Source organism: Marinobacter mangrovi (assembly GCF_016798325.1).
Lineage (GTDB): Bacteria > Pseudomonadota > Gammaproteobacteria > Pseudomonadales > Oleiphilaceae > Marinobacter_A > Marinobacter_A mangrovi.
Genome location: NZ_JAERVO010000001.1, coordinates 755,776 through 768,312, shown reverse-complemented (window position 1 = coordinate 768,312; position 12,537 = coordinate 755,776). Strand labels below are relative to the sequence as shown.

Annotated in this window: 12 protein-coding genes; 4 read left to right on the top strand and 8 right to left on the bottom strand. The window is 60.2% G+C overall.

The window, feature by feature from the left end:
* Positions 1-3: 3 nt before the first annotated feature.
* The 3 genes from araG to JL474_RS03455 form a co-directional block, all read right to left on the bottom strand.
* A complete protein-coding gene (gene araG / locus JL474_RS03465) occupies positions 4-1,497 on the bottom strand; it encodes an L-arabinose ABC transporter ATP-binding protein AraG (RefSeq protein ID WP_203140925.1) in 1,494 nt (497 codons plus the stop codon).
* A gap of 65 nt (positions 1,498-1,562) precedes the next feature.
* A complete protein-coding gene (locus tag JL474_RS03460) occupies positions 1,563-2,558 on the bottom strand; it encodes an arabinose ABC transporter substrate-binding protein (RefSeq protein ID WP_203140924.1) in 996 nt (331 codons plus the stop codon).
* Positions 2,559-2,802: 244 nt separating this feature from the next.
* Complete coding sequence (locus JL474_RS03455; protein WP_203140923.1) at positions 2,803-3,975, bottom strand: aldose epimerase family protein; 1,173 nt, start codon at positions 3,973-3,975, stop codon at positions 2,803-2,805.
* Between the two features lie 151 nt (positions 3,976-4,126).
* Here JL474_RS03455 and JL474_RS03450 point away from each other — a divergent pair, with 151 nt between their 5' ends.
* Positions 4,127-5,068 (top strand): LysR family transcriptional regulator, encoded by a 942-nt coding sequence (locus JL474_RS03450; RefSeq protein WP_203140922.1) that lies wholly within the window; start codon positions 4,127-4,129, stop codon positions 5,066-5,068.
* 24 nt (positions 5,069-5,092) lie between these two features.
* Here JL474_RS03450 and JL474_RS03445 read toward each other — a convergent pair whose 3' ends face one another.
* Positions 5,093-6,028 (bottom strand): Gfo/Idh/MocA family protein, encoded by a 936-nt coding sequence (locus JL474_RS03445; protein WP_203140921.1) that lies wholly within the window; start codon positions 6,026-6,028, stop codon positions 5,093-5,095.
* A gap of 114 nt (positions 6,029-6,142) precedes the next feature.
* Complete coding sequence (locus JL474_RS03440) at positions 6,143-6,817, bottom strand: RIO1 family regulatory kinase/ATPase domain-containing protein (RefSeq protein WP_203140920.1); 675 nt, start codon at positions 6,815-6,817, stop codon at positions 6,143-6,145.
* A gap of 330 nt (positions 6,818-7,147) precedes the next feature.
* On the opposite strand from JL474_RS03440, the gene JL474_RS03435 reads away from it, so the two are divergent.
* On the top strand, positions 7,148-8,584 hold the full coding sequence (locus JL474_RS03435) for a peptidoglycan DD-metalloendopeptidase family protein (protein ID WP_203140919.1): 1,437 nt from the start codon (positions 7,148-7,150) through the stop codon (positions 8,582-8,584).
* A gap of 57 nt (positions 8,585-8,641) precedes the next feature.
* Here JL474_RS03435 and JL474_RS03430 read toward each other — a convergent pair whose 3' ends face one another.
* Positions 8,642-8,887: a YdcH family protein gene (locus JL474_RS03430; RefSeq protein ID WP_123634734.1), complete on the bottom strand. Its 246-nt coding sequence runs from the start codon at positions 8,885-8,887 to the stop codon at positions 8,642-8,644.
* 286 nt (positions 8,888-9,173) lie between these two features.
* Between JL474_RS03430 and JL474_RS03425 the strand changes: the two genes are divergently transcribed.
* Positions 9,174-10,028 carry a cytochrome c oxidase assembly protein gene (locus tag JL474_RS03425; protein WP_203140918.1) on the top strand — a complete coding sequence of 285 codons (855 nt, stop codon included), beginning with the start codon at positions 9,174-9,176 and terminating at the stop codon, positions 10,026-10,028.
* Positions 10,025-10,636 carry an SCO family protein gene (locus JL474_RS03420; RefSeq protein WP_203140917.1) on the top strand — a complete coding sequence of 204 codons (612 nt, stop codon included), beginning with the start codon at positions 10,025-10,027 and terminating at the stop codon, positions 10,634-10,636. The genes JL474_RS03425 and JL474_RS03420 overlap by 4 nt, the downstream gene beginning before the upstream one ends.
* On the opposite strand, the gene JL474_RS03415 is transcribed toward JL474_RS03420, so the two are convergent.
* Both JL474_RS03415 and JL474_RS03410 read right to left on the bottom strand, forming a co-directional pair.
* Positions 10,621-11,628: an LLM class flavin-dependent oxidoreductase gene (locus tag JL474_RS03415; RefSeq protein WP_123634737.1), complete on the bottom strand. Its 1,008-nt coding sequence runs from the start codon at positions 11,626-11,628 to the stop codon at positions 10,621-10,623. The two genes, JL474_RS03420 and JL474_RS03415, sit on opposite strands and share 16 nt — an antisense overlap.
* Before the next feature lie 134 nt (positions 11,629-11,762).
* Positions 11,763-12,449: a J domain-containing protein gene (locus JL474_RS03410; RefSeq protein ID WP_203140916.1), complete on the bottom strand. Its 687-nt coding sequence runs from the start codon at positions 12,447-12,449 to the stop codon at positions 11,763-11,765.
* Positions 12,450-12,537 lie beyond the last annotated feature (88 nt).

Genomic DNA, 12,537 nt, shown 5'->3' with positions numbered 1-12,537 from the left:
GGTTCAGGCCGGCAACGCCAGGCCCAACAAACGTTCGGGGGTGGCCTGGTCACGCGGGACCACATCAATCACGCGCCCGTCCCGCATCACACCAATGCGATCGCAGATCGAGCTGACCTCCGCCAGGTCGCTGGAAATGACCACCACACTCTTGCCCTGCTCCGCCAGATCGTAGAGCAGCGAGTAAATGTCTCGCCGGGCCCCCACGTCGATGCCGCGCGTCGGCTCGTCCATGACGAACACGTCGATCTCCTCGGCCAGCCAGCGGGCCAGGATGGCTTTCTGCTGGTTGCCGCCGGACAGCGTGCCGATGCGGGTTTCCGGGCCTGGCGTCTTGATGCGCAGTCGCCGGATGTAGTCGTGGGCGTTGCGGGCTTCCTGGGCGGTGTTGCGGAACAGCTTCCAGCGGGAGAAAAAGCGCCGGCAGCTGATGTTGATGTTGTCGCCGACGCTGGCGATGGCAAAAATGCCCTGGGTCTTACGATCCTCCGGGCACATGGCGATGCCGGACTGGATCGCTTCCCGGGGACTGGTAAACAGGCAGTCACGACCTTTGTAGCGCACCGAACCGGCCTCGGCCTTTTCGGCCCCGCAAACCAGTCGAAGCAGCTCACTGCGGCCGGCGCCCACCAATCCGAAGAGACCAAAAACCTCGCCCTGGCGGACATCAAAGCTGGCCGGCTCGCTGACGCCGGGCCCTTTCAGGCCTTTCACTTCGAGTTGGACCGGGCCGTGTTCGCGCTCCCGGTAACCGTAAACATCCTCAATCTCGCGTCCGACCATCTCGCTGACCAGGATGTCGTGGTCGATATGCTCAAGCGTGGGGTGCGTGCTGATGTGTTTGCCGTCCCGGAACACCGTAATGGCGTCGCACATTTCAAAGACCTCATCCATTCGGTGGGTCACATAAAGCACGACTTTGCCTTCATCCCGCAGCCGTTTGACAATGCGCTTGAGGTTGCGAATTTCCTGGACCGACAGACTGCTGGTGGGCTCATCGAAGGCAATAATACGGGCGTTGCGCAACAGGGCCCGGCCAATCTCGATCATCTGTTGCTGGCCGATGGACAGGTCGCGTACTCGTGTGGCCGGGTCGATGCCCTCCTCGCCCAGCTCCCGCAACACGCCCAGTGCGCTCTCGTGCAACGAACGCCGGTCGACAAAGCCCTTGCGGACGGGCAACTGACCCAGCAACAGATTTTCCGCCACGGACAGGTTGGGCGACAGGGTCAGCTCCTGGTAGATGATGGCGATGCCCTGGTCCAGCGCTTCCCGTTCATTAGCGAACACGTGACGCTCGCCGTTGATCCAGAGTGCGCCTGAAGTGACCCGGTTGACGCCGCTGAGCACCTTGAGCAAGGTCGATTTACCGGCCCCGTTCTCCCCCATCAGGGCGTGAACTTCACCCGCCTGTGCGCCAAAGGACACATCGTCGAGCGCACGTACGCCGGGAAACTCCACGGAGATGCCGTCAAACCGGAGATATGGGTCAGACATGATTGAACTCCCGAAAACCTCTGAACGGTCGGGCGCCCGGGTTGCGGCGGACACCCGACATCCGCTTAAAGCCCCAGCTCGTCGCGGACCTGTTGCCAGTTGTCACGCGTCATCAGCTTGCCGGTGGTCTGGGTATTCGCCGGCGGCTTCTCACCTTCGGTAATCCAGTTATAGAGGTTTTTGGCACTCTGGCGGCCATGCATCGTGGAGCTGACCGCGATGGTGCCGTAAAAGCCGGTGGGCTTTTCACGGGAGAATTCGGCAAAGGCCGCGCCGGACCCGTTGATACCAACGCCAATCACGTCATCGGCCGTCAGGCCATACTGCTCGCTGGCGCGGACGCCGCCCAGCACGCTTTCTTCGTTCAGCGCGTAAATCACCCAGTGCTTGTACTTGCTCTGCTTGGAGAACACCGGGGAAGCCGCGGCAAAGGCGCTGCTGGTATCGGTGTTCTGCTGGGGCGCGTCAAAGATGTTGTCTTTCTTGAAACCCGCATCCATCAGGGCGTCCGTCGCACCGTCCGTACGCTCCTTGGCGGTCGGCAGCTCGTAGTTACTGATGCGCAGCGCGGCGACATCGTCCATATCCCAACCCCGGGCCTTGATCTGCTTGGCGATGGTGTTGCCCACCTGCTGGCCGATCTTGTAACCGGACATGCCCAGGTGGGGTACGTCTTTCATCGGCTCACCATCGGAATTGACGAAGCGGTCATCGACGGTGACGACTTTCATATCGTACTGCTCGGCACGTCGCTTGATCACCGGCCCCAGACGCACGTCCGGCGGGCAGATCACAAAGCCCTGGGCGCCCTGTGAATGGAGGTTGTCGATCGCGGAGAGAACTTCCTGGCCGTCCACGCCGGACAGCTTCACGACTTCGAATCCGTCTTTTTTGCCAAGTTCGGTCGCGGCGCTCTGTTCATTGATGAACCATGCCTGTTCCGGCTTCTTGACGATAAATCCAATGGTGGTGTCCTCCTGCGCCGCATGAGCGGACATCAGGGGGAGGCAGGCAAAACTGGCGCTGATAGCCAGCGATTTCAGCTTACGAAGAGATCGCATTCAATGTCTCCTGAGTGCCTCGAAGGCACGGTTTGTTGTTGTTGCGCACACGTTCTGTGTCCTGAAGACAGTTCCACCTTAGGGCGACCAGCGATATCCTACAAATCCCAATTTTGGCTACTTTTGATACCACTTTTGATATCGATATAAGCGCACAGACACAGCCCCTTCAGAACAGCGCGCGGAATAAAAAGGCCACCGCCCGCGAGATGCCGACGATGGCCTTTCAAAACACCTCTTTTCATCAACGGGCCGAGAAGGTATACACGGTGCGCGTGTGGTAGGTGTCACCCGGTTCCAGGATGGTTGACGGGAAGTCTTTCTGGTTCGGGGAGTCCGGGAAATGCTGGGTTTCCAGCGCGAAGCCATTGCGACGGCCGTAGGCCCGACCCGACTTGCCAGTCAGGGTGCCGTCCAGGAAATTTCCGGAATAGAACTGGATGCCCGGTTCGGTGGTGGCGATCTCCAGTATCCGACCGCTGTCCGGCTCGGTCACCCGTGCCGCCAGGACCAGTTCGCCGTCACGGCCATCCGGGCGGTTCAACACGAAGTTGTGGTCATATCCGGGGCCGTATTCGAGTTGGGTATTGTCGTCGTTGATCCGCTTTCCGATCGCTGTGGCTTCACGAAAATCAAACGGCGTGCCTTTCACCGGACGGATTTCACCCGTGGGAATCAACGTCTTGTCCACGGGCGTGAACGCGTCGGCATTGATCATCAGACGATGATCCAGAATGCGGCCGCTGCCCTCGCCTTCCAGGTTGAAATAGGAATGCTGGGTCAGGTTCACCGGCGTGGCCTTGGTGGTCGTGGCGTTGTACTCGACCGACAGCGTGTCCTGGTCACTCAGCGTGTAGGTCACCGTGACGTCCAGTTTGCCCGGATAACCTTCCTCCCCATCCGCGCTGGTGTAGCTGAGAATCACGCCCGTCCCGGTGTCGTTGGAGAACGGCTTCGCATCCCACAGCACCTGGTTGAACCCCTTGTTGCCCCCATGCAAGTGATTGGGGCCGTTGTTCTTTGCCAGGGTGTAGGTTTTGCCATCCAGGGTGAACTCACCGCCGGCGATCCGGTTGCCATAGCGGCCGATCAATGCCCCGAAATAGGGGTTGGAGGTCTGGTAAGCCCTGGACAGGTACCCGTCCAGGGAATCAAAACCCAGCACGATGTCATCGACATCGCCGTCACTGTCAGGGGTGCGCAGTGACACGATGATACCGCCGTAGTTGGTCACGGCCATTTCGATACCGTGGGCATTGGAAAACCGGTACAGCCGGGCCTCACGGCCATCCGGTAAGGTGCCGAAGACGGATGTCTTCACGGCGTCCGTCATTGAGGCCGGATTGTCGGCGGCCAGGGCCGGGCCACTGATCGCGGCGGCTAGAACCCAGGGTGCGGATGCGATCATCCATTTCATGTCGTAGCTCCTGCTTTCGGAATTGTTGTTGTTTGAAAAAGTGGACGCGAACGCCCGACATCACGTTAGACTAGGGATTGATACCCGACTAATACCTTTTTTCGGGTGAACCAATAACAAATCCAATATCGATCAAGACAGGACACGGCTTATGGCCACACTCGCCAGCGATTGGTTCTTGCGTGCTCGACTCAAATTGCGCCACTTGCAACTGTTTCTCGCACTGGATGAACATCGCAACCTGCATCGGGCAGCCGAAAGCCTCTCCATGAACCAGCCCGCCGCCTCGAAACTCCTCAATGACCTGGAAGACCAGATCGGCGTGGTGCTGTTCGATCGCCACCCGCGTGGGATGACGCCCAACTGGTATGGCGAAATCATGGTGCGCCACGCCCGCAGCATCGTGTCGCAGCTCACCCACACGGGGGAGGAAATCAATGCCATGCGGGAAGGCAACGCGGGTATGGTCGCCGTCGGCGCGGTAATGGCCCCGGCGGTCACCATCCTGACCAGCGCCGTGGAACGGGTTCATCGGGACCTGCCCGGCCTCAAGGTGCGCGTCGATGTGGACGTGAGTAAGCGGCTGGTTCCGCGGATGATCGAGGGCGAGTTTGATTTTGTGATCAGCCGGATTCCGGAAGGCTTCACCGCGGAGCGGTTCATCTTTGAGGAAATCGGCGAGGAGGATATCTGCATCGTCTGCCGGGAGGGGCACCCGGCGATGGGCGAAGCGCCGGTATCGCTGGACACGCTGACCGACTACCCCTGGTCCCTGCAACCACCGGGCGCACTGCTTCGTCAGCGTGTCGACAACCTGTTCCTGCACTATGGCGTGCAGCCGCCCAAGTACATCGTCGATTCGCCGGACTTCCTGGTATCCCTGGCGCTGGTCGACAAATCCGACACGCTGACGGTGACCACCCGCCAGGTGGCCGAAATGCTCTGTGCCCCGCAGCGCTTCAGCATTCTGCCGTTTGGCGAACCCATCCGGGTCCAGCCCTACGGCCTCGTGAGCCTGAGGGACAAGCGCCTGTCACCGGGTGCCTCGGCCCTGATGAAGACACTGAGGGAGATCATTCGCGAGGAGGCCTGATCCTCTCAGCAAGACGCGGCCGGTTCAGTCCGCCTCCCAGTGGAACGGGTCGACGATGACGCGACGCCCGAGCAGGAAGGCATCCGACACATGCCGCAACGGGCTGACATCCACATCATGACGCCCGCTTTCGATCAATTCGGCGAAGTGCCGGTAAAGTCCGGGGTATTCCTGTTCGGGTGCCTCGAACTGCAACGTGCCATCGACAAAGAGCTGGCTTCCGCCCTTCGAAAGCATCAGTGTGCCCTCCTCCGTTTCGACCCGGATATCCCAGCTCTGGGGCCCTTTCTGGCGGAAGTCGAAGGCCGCATTCACCGGGTACCCGCCAGCGCTGGCAAAGCTCAAATCCGCGGCGATGGGAGAATGCCGGTTGTCCGGCACCGCCAGGACACCTTCGCGGAAGAAAAACGCGTCGCCCAGGATGGCCGTGGCGATCGAAAGCGCGTTGATGCCAGGATCAAAGACACCCATGCCGCCGGGTTGCCAGATCCAGTCCTGGCCCGGATGCCAGACGCAGACGTCCTCTTTCCATTCGATATCCACGCCAACGATCCGACGCCCCTGAAGCCACTCCCGGGCCGGTTCGACGGCCGGCGCATGACGGGAATGCCAGGAGGCAAACAGCGTTCGACCGGCTTCCAGGGCCTGACGTTCAAGCTCGTGAACCTCGGCCAGCGTTGCACCGGGTGGCTTTTCCAGCAGGACATGCTTGCCCCGGGCCAATGCTTCGCTGGCCAACGAATAGCGAACGGTCGGCGGCACACACAGGGCCACGGCATCGATCTCCGGCATCGACTCCAGCATGGCCGTCATGGACGCGAAGTGCGGCAGGGAATCCGACGTGCTGGATGGGCTGGCTACGGCCACCAGCTCATAGGCCGGATTGGCGTTGAGGGCGGGCAGATGTTGGTCGCGTGCGATCTTGCCAAAGCCCACGATTCCAATCTTGATAGCGGACATAGTGTTGTTATCCCGTCATTAAAAGCAGATGCCCTCACCTTAACCGGACACGTGAATAGCTTCTAATAGCGATTTTCGGCACCTTCGATATGCCTTTTGATATAGCAGACGCACTCAACCGACGTGTTGCTTGAAGAACGGCAACAGTCGTTGCTTCCAGAGCCGCTGCAGCACCTGAATCCAGCGCGGTTTTTGATAGAGGCGCTGCTCCTCCGCCGTGGGCTTCTCGCCGGTCATCCTGACCTTGTATTTCAGAAGGTGGGACATGTCGCTGCGCCGCATTGGCGACAGCAGAAGCCGACCAATACCCCGCCCCCGGACCGCGCCGGCAAAATCGATCAGCACCACCCGGTCCCTGCTGAGGATGATGTTGTTCCCGCGCACGTCATTATGGGTGACCGACATACCGTGCAGCGATTTCATGACCCCCATCAACTGCGCGAAACAGAAGGGATCGCCAGCGGCCATGTGCTCACTGAGCAGCTCGCCGGGAACGTATTCCATCATCAGCGCCAGCGTGCCCATACAGCCCACCACTTTGGGTGAGTGTGGCCAGTCTTTCAGGTATTCCAGTATACGGGCCTCGCGCCGAATCAGCAGACGCGCAAGCAATGCCCGCCAACTGCCGCGGTAACGACTGTAATCCTTGCAGATAACCGGCTGCCCATCGTGCATGTAGACGAACACATCGGCCTTGAGAAAGCCCTTGCCGTGCTGGATAGGCACCGTCTTGCCTGGATGATTCGGATGTTCTGGTGTCTGTCTCGGAGTGGAGTCGCTGGAAGCCATGACCGTCCCGTGTCTTGCCAATATGATTAGCAATCTATTCATTTGACACGAGTTTGACAATATGAAAAAACCGAACCAGGACGGCGGTTTACAGAGCAAGGCAATAAAAATGCAGGATCAGACAATGAGGGTCGGTAAGGCGTAGGTCCCTGGCAGCGTCTTTTTATGACTTCATTGGCAGGTCAGTGAAAACCGAAGTTATTTGCCCGTGTAATGGAGTTAACTGTCGTCCCGACGCCGCAACAGGTATCCTAGTGCGCTTTGGGGACCCGTATCCCCGACCGAACCTATTCAACGAACATCCGGTAACCGCCTGACTGAAACTGCTCCATGCCGCTTAAATCGATCCTGACCAGACGTTCCCGCCATATCCTTCTGGCCATCGCCGCCCTGTGTATCACGGTTGGCCTGATGTGGCAGTCTGAACCCACCAGCGCTGTCTCTATCCCCATCCAGCAGGTTGAGCTGCCAGCCGATCGGAGCGCTGACAATACGGCCCCACCGGCACCGGACGCGGCCGAGGATGCGAAGGCGGCCGCTGACGCATCAACAAAGGACACGGAGAACAGCGCACTGAGTCGGGCGACCGAGCCTCACCCGGTGGCCTATGAGATCCAATCCGGCGATACGCTGAGCGAAATCTTCGAGGATCACGGCATCTCCGCCAATACCCTGCACAAGCTGCTGGAAGCGGATGCCGAATTCCTGTCCCTGGAAACCATCCAGCCGGGCACGACCCTGACTTTCACGTTCGATGAGAAAAACCAGCTGCAAAAGCTTGATTTGCAGTTGGATGTTGCCCGTACGGCGTCGTATTCCCGCACTGAGGATGGCGGCTTCGAGCACGAGGAAATCACCAAGCCGTTGCACTGGGAAAGCAACCGGGTCAGCGGTGATATCCACGGCAGTTTCTATGCCTCGGGTCTCAAGGCAGGCCTGGATAAAGCGCAGGTGGCCAAAGTCAGCCAACTGCTCAAGAGCAAACTCAACTTCCGCCGGGACCTGCGCGCGGGCGACACCTTCTCGGTGATCGTCGGCCATGAGCACACCGACTCCCAGGCCACGGGCAACACCCGGATCGAAGCCATCGAGCTGCATCGGGGTTCCAGAATCTATTACGCCTTCCTTTATTCGGACGGCAACTACTACGACGAAACCGGTGACAGCGTGACGCCGGCCTTCCTGCGCTGGCCCACCAAGCGCCATTATCGGGTGACGTCGCCATTCAATCCCAAACGACTGCACCCGATCACGGGCCGTCGGGCACCGCATAACGGCGTGGATCTGGGCGCGCCATCAGGCACGCCTGTAATGAGCACCGGCGACGGTATCGTCTCGCGAATCGGTAACCATCCCTACGCAGGCAAATACGTCGAAATCGAGCACAGCGGTACCTACAAGACCCGTTACCTCCACCTGAGCAAGATTCTGGTCCGTCGGGGTGAAGCCGTTAAACGGGGCGAGAAGATTGCACTGTCCGGCGCGACCGGCCGGGTGACCGGTCCACACCTGCACTTCGAGCTGCACGTCCGCCACCATCCGGTGAATCCGCTGACCGCCAAGATTCCGACATCCGCGCGGGTGCCAGCGGATCGGATCGCTGCTTTCCGGCAGCATATTCGTCCGCTGCTGGCGCGTTTGAATGTACCCAGCCACCTGCCTGCCAAGGCCTCTGGCAACCCGCAAGGCGACAATGGGCCGACGCAGGCCAACAACAGCGATTGGACGCAACAATGCTTGCGTCCCGGACAATGCCGATTCAACTGAGCGGCAGGTACCCGCGGTTGAAAAAAAGGGGCGTCATGAAGACGCCCCTTTTTTCGTTTAACCGCCGTGCTTTGTCAGTGTGCCGTAGAGGGTGTCTTTGAGCTGAGCCCGCTCCATCTTCATCTGGTTGAAGTGCTCGTCGTCGGTGGGAACCTCTCGAAACTCAAGTCCACGTATGGACTTGTCCAACTTGTCGTAGTGGTCGCTCATTTCCTTGAACGTGGCGTCTGACTGTCGTAATTCGCGGATGAGTTCCTTGTACTGGGGAAAATCCACGTTTAAAGCGTGATCACTAATCGACATGTTGCCCCTCCTTCAGGAAGTTTGGGTGAGCCCATACAGCTGGAAATACGAAAACATCGGCGGAACAGGTTGGTCAACGCCATCCGAAATGCCTTCCGATCCCACAGTCAAGCATAGCATTCCTGCCGCCGCGCCGTGGCGTCGCTGGTGTTCCGGCTTTGACGACCGGGCAAGGCCCCGAGTTCCCGCCATTCATGACTTGCAAAACGTGGAATTTCAGACAGGCTGAAGAGTATGGCCTCAAGGCGCTCCAGCGAGCCCGACAACAAGGAGAACAGCCGGCCCGATGCCCTGGTTCGAATTCCTCCTGCCCTATGATTTCTCGCCGCTGACCGTTGCCGCCTACCTGGGCGCGCTTATTCTTTACGGTCTGGCGTTGCCACGTCTGCCTGAAGCCGAACGGCCCGGCCCCTGGCGGATCACCGCCTTCCTGGTGGGCCTTTTAGCCTGTTACGCCGTGATGCAGACGCGATTCGATTACTACGCCCAGTACACGTTTTTCATCCATCGGGGCCAGCATCTGATCTTGCATCATGTCGGCCCCTTCCTCATAGCGTTGTCCAATCCTTTACCGGTCCTGCGCTTCTGGCGCGACCGTCTTCCTTCAAGGGGATTGCGTCTGGCTGCTCCCCTGTCCGGGATCTATCGCATCCTTCAGCAACCGGCCGTCGCCGCCGTGTTGTTCGTCGGTCTCATCTATTTCTGGCTATGGCCGGCCGTTCATTTCGATGCGATGCTCAATCGCCAGCTCTACTGGACGATGAACTGGAGCATGCTGCTTGACGGTTTGCTGTTTTGGTGGCTGATGCTCGACCCTCGCACGCCGGCCCGGGGCCGCACGCTGGGTCACGGCACCCGTATTCTGATGATGGCCCTGGTGGCCCTGCCGCAGCTGGTGCTGGGAGCCGTGATCGTCTTCGCCCACGAATCGCTTTACGACATCTACGACGTGTGCGGTCGCGCCTGGCCCATTGCCCCACGCACGGATCAGCTGCTGGGCGGCTTGCTGACCTGGATCCCGCCCGCCATGATGAGCATTATCGGCATTCTGTTGATGTTGAAACGGATCATGAATGACGGTCGCCCACAACAAAAACAGGCCGACCTGGCACACTCGTCCAACGGAGGCATGGCATCATGAGCGCATCCCGGCATACAACAACGCTCGCCGCTTTCCTGCTGGGCCTGGCAATGCTGTTATCCGGATGCTCCGGCGAAAAGCCCCACTGGAACGGCAAGGACATCAGCGGCGTGATGCCGGACCTCGAGTTCGAGCTCCGTAGCGTGCAGGGCGACACCGTCACCCCGGGCGATTCAGCCGGCCAGGTCCGAATCCTGTTCTTTGGCTACACCTCCTGCCCCGACGTCTGCCCGACCACACTGGCCTATCTGCATCAGGTGCTGGAGAAAATGCCGGCCGAAGCCCGGCAGGATGTTACGGCCCTGTTCATCAGCGTGGATCCCAAGCGGGACACTCCGGAACGCCTGGGGAGCTATGTGTCGTATTTTGACAGCCACATCGTCGGCCTGACCGGCTCGGAAGACAGGTTGCGCAAGCTGGCCAAGCGCTACCGCACCACATTCGGCTATGGGGACGCTGACAACGACGGCAACTACGCCGTGTCCCACAGCAGCGCAATCTACGTCTTCGATGGAAAAGGCAGGATCCGCCTGCTACTGAAGCAGGATATGCCCCAGCAGCAGGCGGCGGAGGATCTCACCCGGCTGGCGCGTCAGGATCTCTCCTGATCGCAAAGGGACCGCAACGCATCGGCGGCGATGGAGAAAGATTTCACTCGGGCGGCGTGATCATAGATTTGCCCGGTTACAATCACTTCGTCCACACCGGTCCTGGCCACAAACGCTTCCAGACCGGCCGCCACGGTGGCCGGTGAACCAGCCGCGGACTCCGCCAGCGCGTTCTCGACCTGTTTCCGCTCGAATACGCTGCCCACCTGCTCCGGATCGTCCACCGGTGGCTTCAGCGGCCCGGGCGTGCCTCGCCGCAGCGCGATAAATTGCTGCTCCATGGACGTCATCAGGCGACGACCCTCGTCGTCGGTGTCGGCGGCAAACACGTTGAAACCGGCGGCGGCGTACGGCGCGTCCAGATATTGCGACGGCTCGAATCGCTCACGATAGACTCGCAGCGCATCCCCCAGCATATCCGGGGCGAAATGGGAGGCGAAAGCAAACGGCAGCCCCAGCGCCGCCGCCAACTGAGCACTGTAGAGACTGGATCCGAGCAGCCAGACCGGCACGTTCAGCCCCATACCGGGAACCGCCCTTACCTTCTGACCGGGTTGCTCGGGTTGGAAATAATGCAGGAGCTCCTGGACGTCCCGCGGGAACTGATTGGCGCCGTCGATCTGGTCCCGGCGAAGTGCCATCATGGTGGCTCCATCCGTGCCAGGCGCCCGGCCGAGCCCGAGATCCACCCGATCCGGGTACAGGGAAGCCAATGTGCCGAATTGCTCGGCAATCACCAGCGGCGCGTGGTTGGGCAACATCACCCCACCGGCAGCGACACGGATCGTCCGGGTGCCCTCGGCTACGAACCCCAGTGCCACGGCGGTCGCCGCGCTGGCAATACCGGTCATGTTGTGGTGCTCGGCCATCCAGAAGCGCTTATAGCCCTGCCGCTCGGCATGCTGTGCCAGATCGCGGGAATTTCGCAAGGCACGGCCGGCATCGCTCCCTTGAGCGATGGGCGAAAGATCGAGCACGGAGAATGCGCGCATGAACACTCCTATTGATCAATGGATACAGCGCCGGCTCTACCGACTGACCATGAGGCTAACCTGCGGCGGCAGCAGGCTGGTTGCCTGATCCTGCCAACTCCTTGCGCTGCCGCATGTCATGAAGGGATGGGGCTTCAGGATCCCAGGATATGGCTGAACAGACTGGTCAGGATGATCAACCCGGCGATCCAGCCAATCGCCGCCGGCCAGAAGCTGGTCGTCGATGGCTGTTTTTCCCGGCCTTCCGTGCCTTCGGACGGCGCCGCACCCGGCCCCCGATGCAGAGGGTCGTCGAACGGATCGTTCGTCGTCTGGACCTCGTTCGACGTCGTTTCGTCAAGTTCGCTCCAACCAAACCATTGGGACAGGAACGCCCTGACCGGCTGCGGCAGGGAGCCATCGTCCAGATAGGGCTTGAGACGAGGATACAACGCCTCACTGGCGGCCTCGCGTATGCCGTCACGGTCGGCCGGCGGCTCGGTCAGGATGGCCCGCCAGATGTTGACATCCGAGCGTCGATGGCTGTCATTGAGCATCGCTTCGACCTGGATCACGATCTCGCGCACCACCTGCTGGTCCCGCGCACTGAGCTCGGGTGTCGGGCCGGGCGCCGATACGGCAGGTGCCGACTGACGCTCCGGTTCCGGTGTGGGGTCGGGGTCAGCCACGGCAAAGCCTCCCTCGCGAAGGGCCTGGCGGTAGGCGTCATCCAGATCGGAAAGGGATTCCCCGCTGGCAAATTTGCGCTGGGACTCGTATGCCTTTTCGATGCGCTCCCGATTGTTGGTCGGTGAAATACCCAGGACTTCCCAACACGTCATAAATTCAAACTCCGGCAAAATTTGGTCGAAGTCGAGAGACAGCCGCCGCCGACTTCACTATCATGAAATACTTGTAATCTAAAACAGA